Annotated in this window: 19 protein-coding genes; 6 read left to right on the top strand and 13 right to left on the bottom strand. The window is 67.8% G+C overall.

Translation table 11 applies throughout. The annotated features are described in order from the left end of the window. Positions 1 to 3: 3 nt before the first annotated feature. From VNN77_12490 to VNN77_12455, 8 genes are read right to left on the bottom strand one after another with little or no spacing between them, the layout of a single operon-like run. Complete coding sequence (locus tag VNN77_12490; protein ID HXG52206.1) at positions 4 to 1,035, bottom strand: hypothetical protein; 1,032 nt, start codon at positions 1,033 to 1,035, stop codon at positions 4 to 6. Beyond that, the gene (locus VNN77_12485; GenBank protein HXG52205.1) at positions 996 to 1,631 is read right to left on the bottom strand and encodes a type II secretion system protein GspJ; all 636 of its coding nucleotides are present in this window, start codon (positions 1,629 to 1,631) and stop codon (positions 996 to 998) included. The genes VNN77_12490 and VNN77_12485 overlap by 40 nt, the downstream gene beginning before the upstream one ends. Beyond that, positions 1,628 to 2,032 (bottom strand): type II secretion system protein, encoded by a 405-nt coding sequence (locus VNN77_12480; GenBank protein ID HXG52204.1) that lies wholly within the window; start codon positions 2,030 to 2,032, stop codon positions 1,628 to 1,630. Before VNN77_12480 ends, VNN77_12485 begins: the two co-directional genes overlap by 4 nt. Then, positions 2,029 to 2,559 (bottom strand): prepilin-type N-terminal cleavage/methylation domain-containing protein, encoded by a 531-nt coding sequence (locus tag VNN77_12475; GenBank protein HXG52203.1) that lies wholly within the window; start codon positions 2,557 to 2,559, stop codon positions 2,029 to 2,031. The genes VNN77_12480 and VNN77_12475 overlap by 4 nt, the downstream gene beginning before the upstream one ends. Further along, entirely contained in the window at positions 2,474 to 2,926 is a 453-nt protein-coding gene (gspG, locus tag VNN77_12470) for a type II secretion system major pseudopilin GspG (GenBank protein HXG52202.1), read from the bottom strand. Before gspG ends, VNN77_12475 begins: the two co-directional genes overlap by 86 nt. 10 nt (positions 2,927 to 2,936) lie before the next feature. After that, a complete protein-coding gene (locus tag VNN77_12465) occupies positions 2,937 to 4,160 on the bottom strand; it encodes a type II secretion system F family protein (protein ID HXG52201.1) in 1,224 nt (407 codons plus the stop codon). A 57-nt stretch (positions 4,161 to 4,217) separates the two neighbouring features. Next, entirely contained in the window at positions 4,218 to 5,912 is a 1,695-nt protein-coding gene (gene gspE, locus VNN77_12460; protein ID HXG52200.1) for a type II secretion system ATPase GspE, read from the bottom strand. An 18-nt stretch (positions 5,913 to 5,930) separates the two neighbouring features. After that, on the bottom strand, positions 5,931 to 6,299 hold the full coding sequence (locus VNN77_12455; protein ID HXG52199.1) for a cupin domain-containing protein: 369 nt from the start codon (positions 6,297 to 6,299) through the stop codon (positions 5,931 to 5,933). Between the two features lie 229 nt (positions 6,300 to 6,528). Here VNN77_12455 and VNN77_12450 point away from each other — a divergent pair, with 229 nt between their 5' ends. The 4 genes from VNN77_12450 (at position 6,529) to VNN77_12435 (ending at position 11,441) form a co-directional block, all read left to right on the top strand. Then, positions 6,529 to 8,220: a radical SAM protein gene (locus tag VNN77_12450; protein HXG52198.1), complete on the top strand. Its 1,692-nt coding sequence runs from the start codon at positions 6,529 to 6,531 to the stop codon at positions 8,218 to 8,220. Between the two features lie 169 nt (positions 8,221 to 8,389). Beyond that, on the top strand, positions 8,390 to 9,343 hold the full coding sequence (locus VNN77_12445; protein HXG52197.1) for a tripartite tricarboxylate transporter substrate-binding protein: 954 nt from the start codon (positions 8,390 to 8,392) through the stop codon (positions 9,341 to 9,343). Between the two features lie 5 nt (positions 9,344 to 9,348). Beyond that, the gene (locus tag VNN77_12440) at positions 9,349 to 9,849 is read left to right on the top strand and encodes a tripartite tricarboxylate transporter TctB family protein (GenBank protein HXG52196.1); all 501 of its coding nucleotides are present in this window, start codon (positions 9,349 to 9,351) and stop codon (positions 9,847 to 9,849) included. A 104-nt stretch (positions 9,850 to 9,953) separates the two neighbouring features. Next, the gene (locus VNN77_12435) at positions 9,954 to 11,441 is read left to right on the top strand and encodes a tripartite tricarboxylate transporter permease (protein HXG52195.1); all 1,488 of its coding nucleotides are present in this window, start codon (positions 9,954 to 9,956) and stop codon (positions 11,439 to 11,441) included. Positions 11,442 to 11,523: 82 nt separating this feature from the next. Here the strand turns inward: VNN77_12435 and VNN77_12430 are convergent, their stop codons facing one another. Next, complete coding sequence (locus tag VNN77_12430; protein HXG52194.1) at positions 11,524 to 11,808, bottom strand: Lrp/AsnC ligand binding domain-containing protein; 285 nt, start codon at positions 11,806 to 11,808, stop codon at positions 11,524 to 11,526. Between the two features lie 101 nt (positions 11,809 to 11,909). Then, positions 11,910 to 12,581: an arylesterase gene (locus VNN77_12425; protein ID HXG52193.1), complete on the bottom strand. Its 672-nt coding sequence runs from the start codon at positions 12,579 to 12,581 to the stop codon at positions 11,910 to 11,912. Between the two features lie 55 nt (positions 12,582 to 12,636). Here VNN77_12425 and VNN77_12420 point away from each other — a divergent pair, with 55 nt between their 5' ends. Then, complete coding sequence (locus VNN77_12420; GenBank protein HXG52192.1) at positions 12,637 to 13,350, top strand: ABC transporter ATP-binding protein; 714 nt, start codon at positions 12,637 to 12,639, stop codon at positions 13,348 to 13,350. Next, positions 13,347 to 15,899 (top strand): ABC transporter permease, encoded by a 2,553-nt coding sequence (locus VNN77_12415; GenBank protein ID HXG52191.1) that lies wholly within the window; start codon positions 13,347 to 13,349, stop codon positions 15,897 to 15,899. Before VNN77_12420 ends, VNN77_12415 begins: the two co-directional genes overlap by 4 nt. A 127-nt stretch (positions 15,900 to 16,026) precedes the next feature. Here VNN77_12415 and VNN77_12410 read toward each other — a convergent pair whose 3' ends face one another. The 3 genes from VNN77_12410 to VNN77_12400 are packed head-to-tail and all read right to left on the bottom strand — an operon-like array spanning position 16,027 to position 19,701. Next, positions 16,027 to 18,342: a xanthine dehydrogenase family protein molybdopterin-binding subunit gene (locus VNN77_12410; GenBank protein HXG52190.1), complete on the bottom strand. Its 2,316-nt coding sequence runs from the start codon at positions 18,340 to 18,342 to the stop codon at positions 16,027 to 16,029. Further along, entirely contained in the window at positions 18,339 to 19,220 is an 882-nt protein-coding gene (locus tag VNN77_12405) for a xanthine dehydrogenase family protein subunit M (protein ID HXG52189.1), read from the bottom strand. Before VNN77_12405 ends, VNN77_12410 begins: the two co-directional genes overlap by 4 nt. Next, on the bottom strand, positions 19,207 to 19,701 hold the full coding sequence (locus VNN77_12400) for a (2Fe-2S)-binding protein (GenBank protein HXG52188.1): 495 nt from the start codon (positions 19,699 to 19,701) through the stop codon (positions 19,207 to 19,209). Before VNN77_12400 ends, VNN77_12405 begins: the two co-directional genes overlap by 14 nt. Positions 19,702 to 19,793 lie beyond the last annotated feature (92 nt).

The following is a 19,793-nucleotide window of genomic DNA, read 5'->3' as shown; positions in this document are numbered from 1 at the left end:
CCTTCACCCTTGGGGCGGCGCGGCCTCGCGATCGACCCATCGCACGAGCTCGAAGCCGCGGTTGCCTCCGGGACGCACCACCGCTTTGATCCGCCGCGGCACCCCGACCCCTCCTGCGCGGCCTTCGGCCTCGATCGAGGCCACCGAGGGATTGGTGAAGACGAACATCTGCAGCGCGGGGTCGCCGGCGTTCATCCCGAGCAACGGCAGCAGATCGCCGATGGTCTTGTCGGACAGCTTCTTTCGCTCCTCGACGAAGGCGCGGCTTTTCTCCAGCGGCATGCCCAGCAAGGCGTGCAGCACCTCGGCCGGGGCGGTCCGCAGGTTGACCCGGTCGATCGTGCTGTCGACGGTGAAGATCTGCCGCAGCCCGACCTTCTCGACATCCTCTCCTGGACCGGCCCGCTCGGCAGTGCCGTAGAAAAGGCCGGCGGTCATACCCCGGACCCACAGCAGATCCTCGACCGTGTCGAACGGGCCGTTTTTCGCCGTGTAGGGCGGCGAAAGCGATCGGTAGTACTCGTTTTCGGCGCCGTTGATCCGGTGCAGGTCGTCCGGGTCGCGCCAGTCCATGATGGAGTCGACCAGGATCGTCCGACGCGGCTCCTCGATCCCCAGATGAGTGAAGATCCGCCGCAGCGTCTGCTCGTCGACGCGATTGATGTTGATCTTGCCGCCTTCGTCGACGAACCGCACGCGAAACGAGCCGCCGCCCAGCACGCGTTCGCGCCACTCGCCGTCGAACAAGTCCCCCTCGCTCCTTTTCTCCCCCTGGACCGGACCGGGCGGGCGATGAACCAGCTCGTAGAGCCCCTGCTGGAAGCCCGCCAGCGCCAGGAAGTAGCCGGCGGTCTCCTCGCTGTAACGGCCGGCGGCCGCTCCCTCCTCGCGCACCGCCGCGCTGAAGTCGAAAGCGACAACGAACAGGAAAATGAAGATCCACAGCACGACCAGCAGGGCGACGCCCCGCTCGTCGCGCCCGATGCGCGCCGGTGTCACGGCTGCAACACGGTCATCATGATCGGAAAGGTCCATTGCACCTCGCGCCCCGCCGCGGTCCGGTAGGCGAGCCGGACCGCTCGGGGGAGCGCCTGATTGCGGCCCCCGCTCCATTCGCTTTCCCAGCTCTCCCCGTCGCCCTGGGGATCGAGATAGGCGAGCCGCACGTCGCGGACCCTCTCGTCGAGCACGACCCGGCTGCGCTGGCCGCTCTCTTCGCTTTCGCCGTCCAGGCGAACCGGCACCTGCTCCTCGAGCAGCAACGCGCCTTCGCCGTCCTCCGACCCGCTCCATGACAGCTCCACCCGGGCCATGCCGCGGCCGCCCATCGCCACCGAGATCGAGGAGACAAACGCCAGCCGGCGCTCCTGGCCTTCGTAGTACACCGCCGGATCCTGCGGCGAGGGCCGGTAGGGGTACGACGACCGGATATAGCCGGCCAGGAGGTCGCTGAACGAGCGCAGCTTCTGGTTTTCGTCGAACCGGCCCCGGGTTCTTTCTATCGCGCTGTGGCCGAGCGCGAAGGCGCCGTAGAGAATCGTCGCCATCAGGGCGAAAATCGTCATCGCGAGAACGACCTCGATCAGCGTGAAGCCGGCCGGCGGGACCGGCGGTTTCTCCTGCGGCTTCACCGCTCTTTCCTCGCCAGCCGGAGCGTGCGCAGCTCCACCGGCGCCTCCGGGCTGCCGGCCGATCGCATCTCCACCGCCACTTCCTTGAGCTCCCAGTCGCTCGACAGCGTAAGCTCGCCGTCCGACGGTTTGACCGCGCGAACCTCGAGCTTCCACAGGAGCCCCCCGGGGCTCTTTCCCCGCTCCGTCCCCTCTTTGAGCGCCGGCCGGGCGAAAAGCTCGTCCATGACCCGCCCGGCGTCGAGCATCGATTCGGTGCGCGCGGTGCTCCGGCCGCCCAGGCGAAGCCCGAGGGAGAAGATCTCGAGCAGGGTGACGATGCCCAGGCCGACGATGGCCATCGCGACCACGATCTCCAGCAACGTAAAGCCCGCCGACGCGCGTCTGGCCCGAGAGGTCATCGGAAGTCTCCCCGCAAAACCACGATCCTGCCCGTGATCGGCTCGAGGCGCACGGCATAGGAAACCTCGTTTTCCCCGCCCGAGAGCGCCACGACCCCGCCGGTTACGCTGCCGTTCGGGAAAAAGACGAACTGCCGCAGCGTTTCCTCCGGAATCTCGGCTCCCTCCGCCCCGGCGAAGCGCACGTCCCCGGGGAGCTGAACCTCGCGCTCGCGCGCCGCCCGATAGCTGTTCCGCGAAAGATCGAGCAGCAGCCGCTGCGGCGTCGCGGTTTCCAGGGCGCGGTGGCGCAGCTCGCGAGCGGCGGCTGCCAGCCCCAGAGCCGAACGCTTGACCGACTGATCGCGCAGCGCTTCCCGCAGGTTCGGCAGCACGATCAGGCCCGCCACCCCGAAGAGCAGGAGCACCAGCACGAGCTCCAGCAGGCTGAAGCCGCGCGCGTCATTCCCAGCTGTTGATGTCGCGGTTGTCACCCTCGCCCCCCGGCGCCTTGTCGGCGCCGTAAGAGATGATGTCGTAGGGTCCATGATCGCCGGGGCTCTTGTAGATGTAGGGGTTGCCCCATGGATCGACCGGAAGCTCTTTTTTGAGATACGGGCCGTCCCAGCGGTCGACCCCCGGCGGCTTTTGCCGGAGCGCCTGGAGCCCCTCCTGAGTCGTCGGATAGCGCCCGACGTCGAGGCGGAAGGTGTCGAGCGCCGTGCCCAGGAGCTCGATCTGCGCCCGGGCCGCCTTCAGCTTCGCCTTTTCTTCCTGGCGGATGAACTGAGGAAGAACCAGCCCGGCCAGCAGGCCGATGATGATGACAACGACGATCAGCTCGACGAGCGTGAAGCCCTCGCAGCGAGACGCCGGCGTGCGGTTGCGTTGCTTTCGTGCGTGCGCGTTTTTCATGGACCTCGGTTCAGAAGGGCAGATCATTGATGCTGAATATCGCGAGCAACATCGAGATCACCACGATCCCGATGACGAGCCCCATGCCGAGGATCAACACCGGCTCGAGCAGCGAGGTGAGCCGCTTGGTCGCGCGTTTCACCTCCTGGTCGTAATAGTCCGCGATCTCGACCAGCATTCCCTCCAGCTTGCCGGTCTCCTCTCCGACACCGATCATGTTCAGGGCGAGCTGCGGGAAAAGGCCGCTCTCGGCCAGGGTTCGCGCCATTCCCTTTCCCTCGCGCACCCGCACCTGGACCTGTCCGATCGCCCGCGCCAGCAGCCGGTTGCCGACCACGCCCTGGACCGTCCCGAGGGCCTCGAGCAGCGGCACGCCTCCCTTGAGCAGGGCCGACAGCGTGCGCGCAAAGCGCGATGTCTCGAACTTGCGGACCAGATCGCCGATCAGCCACAACCGCAGCGAGAGCCGGTCCCACTCCAGCCGTCCCGCCGGGGTTCGCCAGTACCAGGCGAGCCCTGCGGCGGCGGCCACCGCGACCAGCAAAGCCAGCCACCCGTAGTCGGCCAGCAGCTGGCTGACGCCGATCACGGCGCGCGTGATCCAGGGAACCGTCTGGCGCACGTCCTTGAAGATCAGCGCGAAGCGCGGCACCACGTAGACGAACAGCACGATCAGCGACAGACCCGCCGCGCTCGCCAGCATCACCGGGTAGATCAGCGCCGATTTGATGTCCTCCTTCAAGGCGGTCGAGCGTTCAAGGTAGTCGCTGAGGTAGCGCAGCGCCCCTTCGAGCATGCCGCCCGCCTCGCCCGCGCGGATCATGTTGACGTAGAGGCGGGGGAAGACGTCCGGATGCTCGCTCATCGAGCTCGCCAACGACTTCCCGGCTCGCACCGCCTCGAGCAGGGCGCCGATCACCTTACCGAGCTCCCCGCCCTCCGCCAGCCCCCTGAGGATCGAAAGGCTGCGGTCCAGCGGCATCCCGGCCGCGAGGAGCGTGCCCAGCTCGTGGGTGAACTGCAGCAGCTCGCGCTGCCCGACCCTACGTCTGGCGAACAGCGGCCGGTGCGCGGACCCTGCGCCGGCCGCCCGCTCCCCGGGGGCATAGATCCGCAGGGGCACGCATCCCATCTCGTGCAGGCGCGCGACCACGCCGCGTTCGGCTTCCGCCTCCATGACACCTTCGACGATCTTGCCGGCGTGATCCGCGGCGCGGTACTGGAAAAATGCCATCGTGGAATCTGCGCCCGAACCCCTCGCCCCTGGGCGAGCCCGGTCCGGAACCTCGGCTCAAATCTCCTCGCGCGTCACGCGCAGCACCTCCGCCAGGGTGGTGATGCCCTGGCGTACCTTGCTCCAGCCGTCCTGGCGGAGCAGCCGCATTCCTTGCTGCACGGCCAGGTTGCGGATCGAGCCGGCATCCGCCCGCTGGACGATGACCTTGCAGATCTCCGCGGTCACCGGGAGCAGCTCGAAGATGCCGATCCGGCCGAGGTAACCGGTCCCGCTGCACGCCTCGCAGCCCACCGCTTCCCAGACGGTGCGCGGCGCGTCGCCGTTCCCGAGCTCGCTTGCAGCGGGGCCCAAGCCGGTAAACGGCGTCTCGCGGCGGCACGCGGTGCACAGCCGGCGCACGAGCCGCTGCGCCAGAACCCCGAGCAGCGACGACGAAAGCAGATAGTCCTGCACGCCCATTTCCAGCAGCCGCGAGATCGCGCCGGCCGCGTCGTTGGTGTGGAGCGTGGAGAAGACCAGGTGCCCGGTGAGCGCCGCCTGGACGGCGATCTCCGCCGTCTCGGTGTCGCGAATCTCGCCGACCATGATCACGTCGGGATCCTGCCGCACGATGGAGCGCAGCCCGTTCGCGAACGTGAGACCGATCTGCGGCTTCACCTGGATCTGGTTGACGCCGGTGAGCTGGTATTCGACCGGGTCCTCGATCGTAATGATCTTCTTCCCGGGATCGTTGATCTTCTGCAGCGCGCCGTAGAGCGTCGTCGTCTTGCCGCTGCCGGTCGGTCCCGTGACCAGGATCATGCCGTGCGGCTTGGCGATCATTTCGTTGAATCGTTCGAGGATCTCCGGCGGAAAGCCGAGCGAATCGAGACGGGTGAAGATCTGCGCCCGCTCGAGCAGCCGGATCACCACGCTCTCGCCGTACAGCGTCGGCACCGTGGAGATCCGCAGATCGACGTCCTTTCCCGCCAGGCGGATCTTGATCCGGCCGTCCTGCGGCAGGCGGCGCTCCGCGATGTTGAGCTGCGCGAGAATCTTCAGGCGCGAGATCACCGCGGCCTTGAGCTGCCGCGGCGGCGGCTCGACGTCGTGCAGGATGCCGTCGATGCGATAGCGCACCTTGAGCTGGTTCTCGAACGGCTCGATGTGCACGTCGGAGGCGCGGCTTTCCAGCGCGCGCACCAGCATCTGGTTGACCAGGCGGATCACCGGGACCTCGGACGCCATGTCGCGCAGGTGCGCGACGTCTTCCTCGTCCACCGCGCCCTCGATTTCCCGCGCGGCCGGCGCCGGCGCGCCTTCCGCCGCATAACCGTTGCCGAACAGGGTCTCGATGCGCGCCAGGATCTCCTTTTCCTTCGCCAGGACCGGCCGGACCCGCATCCCCGCCGCCAGCTCGAGGGCGTGCAGGCGCGAGAGGTCGAGCGGATCGGTGGTCGCCACGATCAGCTCCTTGCCCTCGATCTTGACCGGAACCATCCGCGCCTGCCGCAAAAAGTCGGCGATGCCGGGTGCGAATTCCAGCGCAAGCGGCACCGTCGCCGGCTCCTTCAGCGACATCAGCGGAATGTCGAAATGGTCCCGCAGCACCGGCAGCAGATCGTCCTCGGAAAGGAAGCCCAGCTCGACGATCAGGCGGATCAAAGGGCTTTGATGCTCTTCCTGGAGCCTTTGCACCCTTTCCATTTCCTCCGCCGACAGGAGGCGTCGCTCGATGAGCCTCTCGGCGAGATTGGAGTACGCGTTCATGATGGCATGCGTGAACGACTACCGCGGTTTGCCGGGATCGGCGCGTCCGTAGCGGTCCTCGAGGCGGACAACGTCGTCCAGCTCGGGCGTCGAGACCTCCAGGACGTCGCATTCCTCGACGGCGATCATCCGGTGCTTCATGCCCGGGACGATGTGGAGGCAGTCTCCGGGGCTCAGGCGCACCCTGGAAGCCCGGCCGTCCACCTCGATGTCCATGTCCATGAGGCCGTTGAGCAGGCGGATCGTTTCATCCTTGACCCGGTGGTACTGGTAGCTGAGCGATTCACCCCGCTTGATGTGGAGAACCTTGCCGACGTAACGCGACGTCTGCGCCCAGATGAGCTCGTAGCCCCACGGTTTATCGACGACCCTTGCCGTGTGCGTCAGCTCCGCCATGTAAGTTGCCGCAATGATAACAGATTCTTGCGCTCCCGGGAACCAGCATCGTCCCGCGGCCGAAAAAAAAGACCGGGGCGGTGAGCCCGATCGCCCGTTTCGCGAGCCGCAGGAAGTCTTCGGGTCGACGATCCGTCTGGTCCATTGTATACCGCTGCCCCCTCCTCTTCCAAGCCGGAGCGTGGAAGGGCGCCCGGTTGAAGTGCTATAAGCGACGGCGATGAGGCTTTTGCTGATCCAGCCTCCCGTCCAGGACTTCTACGACACCGACGTCCGCCTTCAGCCGATCGGGCTTTGCTATCTCAAGGCTGCGGTCGCGCGCCACCTGCCCGACGTCGATGTCGTGATCCGCGACTGCCACGCCGGCCGCGGCCGCTTCACGGTCGCCATACCGCGGGAGCTCCGCTATCTCCGCGGCTATTACGCCGCGCCGGATACGTCGCCTTTTTCCACCTTCCACCGGTACTACCACTTCGGCGAATCGTTCGACGCGATCGAGGGAGAGATCGCGTCGCTTCGGCCCGACGTCGTCGGCATCTCGTCCCTCTTCACGCCCTACTTCCGCGAGGCGCTGGAAGTCGCGGCGCGCGTCAAGCGCCGCCGCGACATTCCGGTGCTCATGGGAGGCTCCCACGCCTCCGCCGCTCCGGAGTCGCTCCTCGCCTCGCCCCACGTCGACTACGTGGTGCGGGGCGAGGGCGAGCGGCCGCTGGTTGCCTTTCTCCGTTTTCTCCGGGGCGAGCTGCGCGTCGACGAGGTGCCGAACCTCGTCTACAGGCGCGACGGCCGGCTGTGCTTCAATCCGCTCGCCGACAACTTCCCGCTCGACGATCTCCCCTTCCCCGACCTGAGCGATCTCTCGCCCTCCCGTTACCGGATCGCCGGCAAGCCGCTCGCCTTCGCGATCACCTCGCGCAGCTGCCCGCACCGCTGCTCGTTCTGCTCCGTGCACACGACCTTCGGAACGACCTACCGGCGCCGCTCGGTGGCAAACGTCCTGGAAGAGATCGAGCTGCGCTACCGCCAGGGCTATCGCGTGATCGATTTCGAGGACGACAACCTGACCTACTACAGGAGCGCCTTCAAGGAGCTCTGCCGGAGATTGATCGCCCGTTTTCCGGGCGGCGAGATGGAGTTCGTCGCGATGAACGGCGTGAGCTACCTGAGCCTCGACGACGAGCTACTCGAGCTGATGCGCGCGGCGGGGTTCTCGCACCTGAACCTCTCGCTCGTGAGCTCCGACAAGGCCGTCCGCGAAACCACCAAACGACCGCACACGCTCGAAGCCTACCTGAGGGTGGTTCACCGGGCGGCCGGGCTCGGTTTCAAAATCGTCTCGTACCAGATCCTCGGCCTCCCGAGCGAAAGCCTGGAAAGCATGGTGCAAACGCTGGCCTTCAACGCGCGCCTGCCGGTGTTGCTCGGCGCCTCGCCGTTCTATCTGACGCCGGATGCGCCGATCGCCCGCGGTCGAGAGTTTGCGGAGGCGGACTACGTGCGCGCGCGGCTGACGGCCCTCGGCGTGGAAACGGATCGGTTCGGACGCGACGACATCTATACGTTGCTCGTCGCCACGCGGATCGTGAACTTCCTCAAGGGCCTGCCGATCGCCTCCTTTGCGGATCTCGTCGACCTGATCGACTCCCCGCCGGCAGGCAACGGAGCGGCCGTCGGCCTCGCTCTCCTGGGGCGGCTCTCGGCAACCGGCCGCCTCTGCTTTCTGACCGCCGGCGGAGCGGTCGAAAACCAGAGGTTCAAGACCGGCCTCTTCGGCGACGTGTTGCGCGAAGCCGGAGAGATACGCTGCCGCGCCGGGGGGAGGATCGCCGTCGGGAAATTCGCGGAGCTTCTTCGCGCACGCTGCGCGGCGCCCGAACCGGTCCGGAGCGCGCAACGAGGACGCGCGCCGTAACGCCTGCTCCGGAGCTGCCCGGACCGGAGACCGCGATCCGAGGTTGTGAAATGTCGCGCCCTGGACTATTAGTGAATCCGCAAGTCCCATGGATGTCGCGTCGCGATTGCTCGGACCGAGGCTCTCCGCCATTTGGCGGTTCAGCCGGCCCGCTTAACATGGAGGAGATATGCGCAATTGGGTTGTGAGTCTTGCCACTGGCCTGCTCGTCGCTTTCGGCGCCGCCGTCGCCGGCGCGCAGCCGAGCCTCAAGATGATGATTCCCGCCAATCCCGGAGGCGGTTGGGACCAGACCGGCCGGGCGCTGGCGGCGGCCATGCAAAGCGCCAAGCTGGTCTCGTCGGTTCAATTCGAGAACAAGGGCGGAGCGGGCGGTACCATCGGCCTGGCGCAGTTCGTCAACTCGTCCAAGGGCGACCCCAACGCGTTGATGATCGGCGGCATGGTCATGGTCGGCGCCATCTATCTCGACAATGCGCCCGTGAACCTCGACATGGTCACGCCGATCGCCCGGCTGACCGGCGAATACGAGGTCATCGTCGTTCCCGCCAGCTCGCCGCACAAGTCGATGGCCGATCTCGTCAAGGCGCTGAAGGCAAATCCCGGAGCCGTCTCCTGGGGCGGCGGTTCGGCGGGCGGAACCGATCACATCCTGGTCGGACTGATCGCCAAAGCGGTCGGCGTCGACCCGGCCAAGACCAACTACGTGGCGTTCAAGGGAGGCGGCGAGGCGGTTGCCGCCATCATCGGGGGCCACGTGACCGCCGGGGTTTCCGGAATCGGTGAGTTTTCCGAGCACATCAAGGGCGGTCGCATGCGTGCGCTGGCGGTCTCCTCGCCGTCGCGCATCGAGGGCATCCGGACCCTCAAGGAGCAGGGTGTCGACGTCGAGCTGGCCAACTGGCGCGGCGTCTTCGGCGCCCCCGGGATCACGACGCCGCAGCGCGACGCGCTCGTGAAGCTGGTGCGGGCGGCGACCGAGACCCAGTCGTGGAAAGGCGCGCTGGCGAAATACGGCTGGGCGCCGATCTTCCTCGCCGGAGACGAATACAAGAAGTTCATCGACCAGGACAGCAAGCGGATCGCCGCGATCATCGACTCGCTCGGCCTCAAGAAGAAATAGGAAGCGTGAAGCTCAAACGGGCGGAGCTGTTCTTATCGCTGGCCGTTCTGGTCCTGGGCGCCGCCGTGGCGATGGGAACGGCGGCGCTGCCCGCGCATGGCGGCTACGCCGGCGTCGGCCCCAACGCGGCGCCGGCGGCGGTGGCCGCCGGATTGATCCTGCTCGGCATACGGCTGCTCTACGAGGCGCTCACGGGGGGGTGGCGCAACGGCGTCCCTGACCGGGCCGCGCAGCGGGGCGAGCACGACTTTCATACGGGCGCTTTCCTCTGGGTTACCGCCGGACTGTTCGCGCAGATTCTCCTGATTCAGCGAGCGGGATTCGTCGTCGCCCAGACCGTGCTCTTCGCCTGCGTGGCCCGGGGGTTCGGAAGCACGCGCGCCGCTCGTGACCTGGGGGTGGGGCTCGCCCTGGCGGTGGCGGTCTTCTTGTTTTTCGTCAAGTTCCTCAATGTCAGCCTTCCTCCGGGCTGGCTGAAGCCGATCCTCGGGACCGCCGGAATCTGACCTAACCCCATGATCCGCTCGGTTTCCTTCCGGCTCAAGCGGGACGTCGACAGGTCGCTTCCCGGCGCTTGCGACTCGGGCGAGCCGGCAGGGCGGATGCCGGCATGACGGGCACCCTACAATCGCTCGCCCAAGGCTTCGACGTCGCCCTGACACCGTTCAATATTTTCTGGGGCTTTCTCGGCGTCACGCTGGGAACGTTCGTCGGCGTCCTGCCCGGAGTGGGCCCGGCCCTCACCGTCGCCATGCTGCTGCCGCTCACGGTCAAGCTCGATCCGACCGGGGCTTTGATCATGTTCGCCGGCATCTACTACGGAGCGATGTTCGGCGGCTCGACCACGACCATCCTTTTGAACACGCCGGGGGAGTCGGCCTCGATCGCCACCGCGCTCGAGGGCAACCTCATGGCGAAAAACGGGCGCGCCGGTCCCGCGCTGGCGACCGCGGCGATCGGCTCGTTCGTCGCCGGGACGATCGCGACATTGCTCGTCACGCTGCTCGCTCCGATCGTGATCGAGTTCGCCCTGAAATTCGGTCCGGCGGAGTATTTCGCCTTGATGGTGTTCGCCTTCACCACGGTCTCGGCGGTGATCGGCCGCTCCACCGCCCGCGGGCTGACCAGTCTCTTTCTCGGGCTCCTCCTGGGGCTCGTCGGCATCGACAGCCAGACCGGCCAGTCGCGCTTCACGTTCGGGATTCCCGAGCTGCTCGACGGAATCGACGTGGTGGTGCTCGCGGTCGGGCTCTTCGCGGTCGGCGAGGCGCTTTACGTGGCTGCCTATTCGAGCCGGCTGGAGGAAAAGATCGAAAAGCTCCAGGGGTCGCTGTGGATGTCGAAAGAGGACTGGAAGCGGTCGGTGCCCGCCTGGCTCCGCGCCACGATCATCGGCTTTCCCTTCGGCTCGATCCCCGCGGGCGGCGCCGAGATTCCGACGTTTCTTTCCTACGCGACCGAAAAGCGGCTCACCAAATATCCGCACGAGTTCGGCCACGGCGCGATCGAAGGGGTGGCGGGCCCGGAAGCGGCCAACAACGCTTCGGTAACCGGCGCCTTGGTGCCGCTCTTGACGCTCGGCATTCCGACCTCCGCCACGGCCGCGGTCCTGCTCGGAGCGTTTCAGAACTACGGCATTCAGCCGGGACCGCTGTTGTTCCAGGCGCAACCGGAGCTGGTGTGGGGGTTGATCGCCAGCCTCTACGTCGGCAACGTCCTGCTGCTGATTCTCAATCTCCCGCTGGTCGGTATCTGGGTCAAGGTTCTGGCCCTTCCCAAACCGCTGCTTTACGGCGGCATCCTGCTCTTCGCCACGCTCGGCGCGTACAGCCTGCACCAGTCCGCGGTGGACCTCTTGATCCTCTATGTCTTCGGCCTGCTCGGCTTTGTCATGCGGCGCTGGGACATTCCGGTCGCCCCGGCGGTGATCGGCCTGATCCTCGGCCCGCTCGCCGAAACCCAGCTCCGGCGCGCGCTCGCCATCAGCCAGGGCGATTTCTTGGTCCTGGTCACGCAGCCGATCGCAGCCGGGCTGCTGCTGATTTCCGCCTTGCTCCTGATCGTTCCGGTTGTCCTGCGGCGCGCCCGAGCCGGTTGAAGCGATCCCGGATCGGCGCGCTCGTCGGCCCGGGAGCGGAGCTTCACCGGAACGCGCCTGCAATCGGCGGAATCCCTGAGCGCTAGGCCTTTTCCAGCCCGATCGAAAACATGCGCTCCAGATCGTGGCGCGAGTAGACGCGAAAAGCGATCAGCGTTTCGGACGAAGTGATGCCGGGGACGCCGCGGATATGCTCGGTGACGACCCGGGCGAGCGCGTCGTTGTCGCGCACACGGATGACCACGGCGAGATCGTAGCGGCCCGCGACCGAATAGACCTCGCTCACGCCGTCCAGATCGGCGATCGTGTCCGCGACCCGGTTGATCTTGTCGCGCTCGACCGTCAGCAAAACGATGGCAGTGACCATAACGGATCCTCCTGAGTTCGCTCCCGACGGCAACGACACTATGCGATGCCCGCCCGGCCGTCAATGCGGGCGCGGCCGTCCTGCGCGCGCTGCCGCCGCCGTCAGCGCGCGAGCAGGGAACGCAGCACCGGCTCGAGCACCCTCCAGACGTTGGCGGCGACGATCCTGTGCCCTTCGGCCGTGGGGTGGATGCCGTCCGGGAGATTGAGGCGGCGGACTCCGCCCACGCCCTCGAGGATGAAGGGGATGAGCGCGGCCCGATTGGTCTTCGCCAGCGCGGCGAACATGGCGTGGAACCGCCGGCCGTAGTCGCTTCCCATGTTCGGGGGCGCCTTCATGCCGGCAACGACGATTTTCGCCTCCGGATAGCGTTGCTTGGTGCGATCGATGATCGCCTGAAGGTTTTTCTGAGTCGCCTCCACGGGGAAGCCGCGCAGCCCGTCGTTTCCTCCCAGCTCCAGGACCAGAACGTCGATCCGATTCTTGAGCAGCCAGTCGAGCCGCCCGAGCCCGCCGGCGCTCGTATCGCCGCTCTGCCCCGCGTTGACGACCCGGAAATCCCAGCCGTTCTCTTCGATGCGCCGCTGGATGAGAGCCGGATAGGCGAGCTCCGGGTCGACGCCGTGGCCCGCCGTGATGCTGTCGCCCAGGAAGAGCACGGTCCGGCCCGCCGCGGCGGGCGCGGCCGCGGCCCAGACGAAGAAAAGCAGCGCGGCGGCGAGGCCGGCCGCTCCGTGTTGTGTTGCCCGGGCAAAGAATCTACAGTGAAGCATTGCCGACCGGTATGCCGCGCCGCCCCGCGATCTTCCGGACCCTTCGCCGCAGCCGATGACCGCGACGCCGATTCTCAGGGTAGAACATCTCACCAAGGTTTTTAAGAGCGGGAACCGCGACATCACCGTTCTCGACGACGTCTCCTTCGAGATCGGCGCCGGGACGGCGTGCGCGATCGTTGGGCCCTCGGGAAGCGGCAAGACCACGCTGCTCGCGATCTGCGCGGGTTTGGAGCGCCCCACCTCGGGCGCGGTGCTGCTCGACGGCCTGCCGCTCCACCGGCTGTCCGAGGAAGAGCTCGCGCGGATCCGCAATCGTGAGATCGGCTTCATCTTCCAGACTTTTCAGCTCCTGCCGTCGCTGACCGCGCTCGAGAACGTGATGGTGCCTGCGGAGATTCGCGGCGAAAGCGGCGCCCGCAGCCGCGCCGCCGAGCTGCTCGAACGGGTCGGGCTGGCCGAGCGGCGGCACCATTACCCCGCCCAGCTTTCCGGCGGGGAGCAGCAACGGGTGGGCATCGCGCGCGCCTTCATGAACCGCCCGAAGATACTCTTCGCCGACGAGCCGACCGGAAACCTCGACGCCGAGACGGCCCGCGACATCGCCCGGCTGATCTTCGAGCTGAACTCGAGCGCCCGAACGACGCTCGTGCTGGTGACGCACGATCGAGATCTCACGCGCCAGGCGAGCCGCACGCTCACGCTGAGAGGCGGCGTCCTCGACGGCGGCGCGACGGCGCCCGACGCGGGCGGAGGCGGGAGCGCGTGACCGCCGCCTTCGCGCTCTTTCCGGGCCCATGGGTCTGGCGCGTCGCTGCGCGTGACGCACGCCGCGGCCTGAAGTCCGTTTTGCTGTCGATGGTTGGCGTCGTTTTCGGCGTCGCGGCCGTCGTCGGCGCGTTCTCGTTCCGCGACAGCCTGCAGCGGAGCGTGCGGGCGCAATCGAAGATCCTGCTCGGCGCCGATCTCGCCATCGCCGGCCGCGAGCCGTTTTCGGCGGAAGCCGAAGCCCTCGTCGCCTCGCTTCCAGGCGAGCGATCGCGCCAGGTGAGCTTCGCTTCGATGGCCTACTTTCCCCGGGGCGGCGGCTCGCGCCTGGTCCAGGTGCGCGCGCTCGCGGGCGGGTTTCCGTACTACGGCAAGCTTGAGACGGACCCGCCGGAGGCGGCGGCCCGGTTCCGGGACGGACCCAACGCGCTCGTCGACGAAGCCCTGATGCACCAGATGAATGCGGGGGTCGGCGATTTCGTGAGGATCGGAGATCGGCAGTTCCGCATCGCGGGAAAGCTCATCAGGATCCCGGGGGAAACCCCGGCGCTGTCGCTGATCAGCCCGCGGGTCTACATTCCGCTCGCCTTTCTGGAGGAAACCGGGCTGATCCGGACCGGCAGCCTGGCGCGTTACCGTGTCTTCCTCAAGCTGCCGGATGGAATGGACGCGGACCGGCTCGCCCACGGGCTCTCGGGGCAGCTGAGCGCCTTGCGCCTGGAAGCGGACACCGTGAGCCGGCGCTTGAGGCGCATCGAGCACGCCACGGAAAACCTTTCCCGCTATCTCCAGCTCGCGACCTTCGTTGCCGTGCTGCTCGCCGGCGTCGGCGTTGCCAGCGGCATCCACGCCTATGCCCGGGAAAAGCGGGCTGCGGCCGCGACGCTGCGGTGCATCGGGGCGCTGCCGGAGGAAACCGTCGCCGTTTACCTGATCCAGGCGCTCGCAATCGCAGCGGCCGGCTCGATCGCGGGGGCGGCGCTGGGCGCGGCGCTCCAGGCGCTGCTGCCGCTGGCGCTGGCCGATTTCCTGCCCGTGGCCCCCGCCGCCTCGTTCTCGCTCCCGGGACTTGTCGCCGGGCTTCTCGTGGGCATGGCGGCGGCCGCTCTGTTCGCTCTCCTGCCGCTGGTCGGGCTGAGAAAGGTGGCGCCGCTCGCGGCGTTGCGCGCCTCCTGCGAGCCCGTGAAGAGCCCGGCCCGCGACCCGGTGCTCTGGGCTCTGGGGACAATCCTCGTTGTCGGGATCCTGGGGTTTGCCGCCGCAGCCGCGGGTCGATGGTTGCACGGTCTCTGGTTCACGGCGGCGATTCTCGTCGTCTCGGCGCTGCTCACCGGGCTCGCCCGCGGCAGCGCGCTTCTGGCGAGGAAAATCACGCCCGCCTTTTTTCCCTTCCCCTGGCGCCAGGGGCTCGCCAACCTGCACCGCCCCGACAACCAGACGGCGGCGCTGACGCTCGCGGTCGGTCTGGGGACGTTCCTGCTGGCGACGCTTTATGGCGTCCGCGGCATGCTCCTCAACCAGGTCCTCGACCGCGTCGGCGAAGGCGAGCCCAACCTGGTGCTCTTCGACGTGCAGCAGGATCAGCGCGACGGCGTGGCGGCGCTGCTGCGATCCTTCGGCATACGCGGTTCCGAGGAAGTGCCTGTGGTCACGATGCGGCTTTCGGCCGTGAAGGACCGGCGCGTCGAGGAGCTGCGGGCCGACCCGAAGGCGCCCATCCCCTACTGGGCGCTGCGGCGGGAGTATCGCTCGACGTTCCGGAGCGGTCTTGCGAGCACCGAAACGCTGGCCGCGGGCCGCTGGTACCCGAGCGCGCCTCCCGACGGCGGCCCCGTACCGGTCTCGCTCGAAACCGGGATTGCCGAAACGCTCGGCGTCCGCATCGGCGACCGGCTGGAATTCGACGTCCAGGGAGTGCGGCTGGCGGTCCGGGTGGCAAGCCTTCGGGAAGTCGACTGGCAGCGCCTGCGTCCCAACTTTTTCGTCGTCTTTCCGGAAGGCGTGCTCGAAAGCGCGCCGCGCTTCTACGCGATCCTGACGCGCGCCGACTCCAGGGAAGCGCTCGCCCGCGTCCAGCGCGCCCTGGCCGAGCGTTTCCCGACGGTCTCGATCATCGACCTCGGTCTGGTGCTCGAGACCCTGAGCGCGATTCTCCGGAAGGTCGCAGGCGCGATCCGCTTCATCGCCCTGTTCACGATCGTCACGGGAGCTGCCGTGCTCGCGGGCGCCGTCCTCGGCAGCCGCGCGCAACGCGTCAGGGAAGGCATTCTGCTGCGAACGCTCGGAGCTCCTCGGGCTCAGATCGTCGCCGCGGTCGCCGCCGAATACCTGTTTCTCGGCGTCATCGCCGGCGGGAGCGGCGCCGCGCTGTCGGTTCTCGCGACCTGGGGGCTGAGCTTCTACTTCCTGGGGACCGCTGCGGTGATCTCGTGGTCGTCGCTCGTGCTCGTCCTCGCCGCCGCGGCCGGTACGACCCTCCTGGCGGGCATCGCGGGCTGCGCGGGAATTTTTCGCCGTTCTCCCCTCGAGGCGCTTCGCGCCGAAACCTAGCGCGCCGTCCGCCACGAGGGGTTCTTCGACGCCTTCGATCGCGTGGGCCGAAATGCCGACAACGGCAACCACGTCTTCAATGTCGGCACCGGTTACGTCCGGGCTCGCGGCCGGCGAAGCAGGCGCCTCAGTGCGCCCGCCGCTCCGCGTCGCGGATCGCCGCCCAGAGCTTGGGCGGCGTGTACGGCATGTCGATGTGATCGATCCCGAGGGGCGCAAGCGCGTCCATGACGGCGTTGGCCACGGCCGGCGGCGCGCCGTTGGTGCCCGCCTCGCCCACGCCCTTCACTCCGAGAGGGTTGAACGGGTTCGGCGTCACGGTCTCCCCCAGCACCAGCACCGGCATGTCCGGCGCGCGCATCACCGCGTAGTGCATCAGCGTGCCGGTAAGTATCTCGCCGTTCTCGCCGTAGAGCATCTGCTCGCGGAACGCCTCGCCAAGCCCCTGCGCGACCCCGCCGTGAATCTGTCCTTCGACGATCATCGGATTGACCACCACGCCGCAATCGTCGACGAGCACCAGCTTCTCGATCGACGGTGTTCCCGTTTCCCTGTCGATGCGGACCATGGCGACATGCGTTCCGAAGCCCCACGCTTCGCGGCGAGGATTGAAAAAGGCCGTCTCCTGCAGTCCCGGCTCCATTCCCGGCGGCAGCTTGCCGCCGTAGGCTGCGGCGGCGATCTGCCGCCACGTAATCCGCCTGTCCGGCACCCCGGCGACCGCGAAGCCCCCGTCGGCCTGCACGATGTCGTCGGGCGAAGCCTCGGCCAGATGCGCCGCGATGCGGCGCCCTTTCTCGATCACGCGCTGCGCCGCGATCGCCATCGAGCCGCCTCCCATCACCATGCTGCGGCTGCCGAACGTGCCGACGCCCTGCTGCACGGCCACGGTATCGCCGTGACGGATCGCGACGTGATCCATGGAGACCCGCAACAAGTCCGCGATCACCTGGGCGAACGAAGTCTCGTGCCCCTGGCCGTGCGAGCTGGATCCGGTGAGCACGGTGATCTCCCCTGTGCGCTCGACGCGCACGGTGCCGCTTTCGAAGCCCGCGCCGCCGCTGGGCTCGACGAACGTGGAAACGCCCACGCCCACCAGCTCGCCGCGCCTGCGCGCCTCGTCGCGCCGGCGGACGAGGTCGTCGTAGCGCGAAAGCCGCAAAGCCTCCGCGAGCGCCTTGTCGTAATCCCCCGAGTCGTACTCGACGCCCACGCCGGTGCGGTAGGGAAACTGTTCGGGCCGGATGAAATTCTTTCGCCGCAACTCCAGTCGGTCGATCCCCAGGTCGCGAGCGGCCTTGTCGACGAGCCGCTCGATGTTGAGGACGGATTCGGGCCGCCCCGCGCCGCGGTAAGGTCCGGTGGGGACGGTGTTGGTAAAGACGGCGACGACCTCGACGTGGCAGTTCTGGATCCGGTAGCAGCCCGGAGCCATCGCCATCATGCGCTGCGGCGGGCCGGCGGTGTTGGAATAGAGATAAGCGCCCACGTTCGCGACCACACGGACCTTGAGGCCGAGCATGGTACCGTCGCGCTTGAGCGCCAGCTCCGACCTCATGATCTGATCGCGTCCCTGAATCATGGTCACGAAATCCTCGCTGCGGGTCGCGATCCATTTCACCGGGCGGCCGAGCTTGAGCGCCATGTGGCAGGCCAGCACGTACTCCCGGTAGAGCGGGCCCTTGCTGCCGAAGCCTCCGCCCACGTCGGGTGCGATCAGGTGGATCTTGTGCTCGGGAAAGCCGAGCGCCGTGGCGAGGTCGGCGCGCAGCCGGTGTGGCGCCTGCGTCGAGGCCCAGACGGTGAGCCCGCGGCCCGCCGGCTCCGGATCGGCGACGATTCCCCTCGGCTCGATCGCGAGCGCGACCTGCCTCGGGCTCGCGATGCGCATGCGCACGACGTGATCGGCTTCGGCGAACGCCTTGTCGACGTCGCCGCCTTTCTTCGTGGCGACATAGCAAACGTTGTCGCTCAGCTCTTCACGCGCCAGGGGCGCTCCCGGCTCGAGCGCCTTCTCGGCATCGACCACCGCCGGCATCTCGTCGTACTCGACCTCGATGGCTGCGGCCGCGTCTTCCGCCTGCGCGCGCGTCTCGGCCACCACCGCCGCCACCGGCACGCCGGCCGCATGAACCGCGCCACGCGCCAGAACCGGATGGGGCGGGATCTTCTGTCCCTGGACCACCGCGGCAACGGGGATGCGCAACTCGGCGACGTCCTCGCCCGTCACCACCGCAACGACTCCGGGCATCGCTCCGGCGGCGCGGGCATCTATGGAAACGATCCTGGCGTGCGCGTGCGGGCTCCGCAGCAACGCCATGTGCAGCATGCCCGCACGCCGAATATCCTCGACGAAGCAACCTGCTCCGGTGATCAGGGCGGCATCCTCCACCCGCCTCACCGGCGCACCGATCAGCTTTCCGTTCCCGTGCTCGGTTGTCATGCCCGATCCTGCCTCCCCGCCCGACCCGCCGCGGCCTCGATGGCGCGTCTTGCGAAGACCGTCGCCACGTGCAGCTTGTATTCGGCGCTGGCGTAGGTGTCCCCTTCCGCTTTCGCCCCGTCCGCCGCCCTGGCGGCGGCCGCGGCGATGTTTTCCGCCGTCAACGGCCGACCTTGCAGGGCGGCTTCCGTCGCCGCCGCGCGCCGCGGAATCCCGTCCAGGCCGCCGACCGCCACGCGCGCGCTTTCGCAGTTGCCCGCCGAGTCCACGATCAGCCACGCGCCGGCGCTCACGACCGCATAGCCGGAAGCGGGATGGCCGAGCTTGGCGTAGGCCGTTCCCGCGCCGCGGGGCGGAAGCGGAATCCGGATCTCCGTGAGAATTTCATCGGGCGCGAGAGCGGTCGTGAAGAAATCCCGGAAAAAGCCGTCCGCGGCCACGCGTCGTTTTCCCGAAGAAGATTGCAGGACAAAGGCGGCGCTCAGCGCCGTGAGGATCACGGGAAAGTCGGCGCCCGGGTCCGCGTGCGCGACGCTGCCCCCGATCGTGCCCCGATTGCGCACCTGGAGGTCGCCGATCACCGAAGCAGCCTCGGCCAGCCCGGGAAGGAGGCGGCGGACGCTGTCCGACGCGGCGATTTCGGCGTGCAGCGTGAGCGCGCCGATCACCATTTCGCCGGGGCTCGTGTCGATGCCGCGCAACTCCCGGAGCCCGCCGATATCGATCAAATACCGCGGCGACGCCAGCCGGAGCTTCATCGCCGGAAGCAGGCTGTGGCCGCCGGCGAGAAGCTTCGCTTCCTCGCCGTGGCGCGTCAGGAATTCCAGCGCTTCCGCGAGCGAGCGCGGCCTCAGGTAGCGGAAGCTAGCGGGATACATGCGCGCCCCCCATGTTCTCGGCCGCGTGCCGGATCGCCTCCACGATATTCACGTAGCCCGTGCAGCGGCAGAGGTTGCCTTCCAGCGCGTGCCTGATCTCCGTTTCGCTCGGAGCTGGATTCTGCGCCAGCAGGTAGGCGGCCGTCATGATCATGCCGGGAGTGCAGAAGCCGCACTGGAGCCCGTGCTTCTCGTGAAAAGCGGCCTGCACCGGGTGGAGTTCGCCGCCGCGCGCGAGCCCTTCGATCGTCGTCACCTCCGCTCCGTCCGCCTGCACGGCGAGAACCGTGCACGATTTCACGGCCCGGCCGTCCAGATGAACCGTGCAGGCGCCGCACTGACTGGTGTCGCAGCCGACGTGAGTTCCGGTGAGCCCGAGCCGCTCCCGTAGAAAATAAACGAGCAGCTCGCGGGGCTCGACCTCGGCGCGATGCGTCTTGCCGTTGACCGTGACGGTGATACCGATGCGATCGTCTTCCATGGCGCGTCCTTCGCTTGAGTTGTTGGTGCCCCCCGGGTGCGGGAATCGGCCCGGGACGGGACATTGACGGTTCCGGCGGTTCAGGCGGTTCA

It is taken from the genome of Candidatus Zixiibacteriota bacterium (genome assembly GCA_035574315.1).
In the GTDB taxonomy this organism is placed as follows: Bacteria; Desulfobacterota; Binatia; order UBA9968; family UBA9968; genus DATLYW01.
The sequence above is the reverse complement of the archived record's forward strand: the minus strand, read 5'-3'. Positions and strand labels throughout refer to the sequence as shown.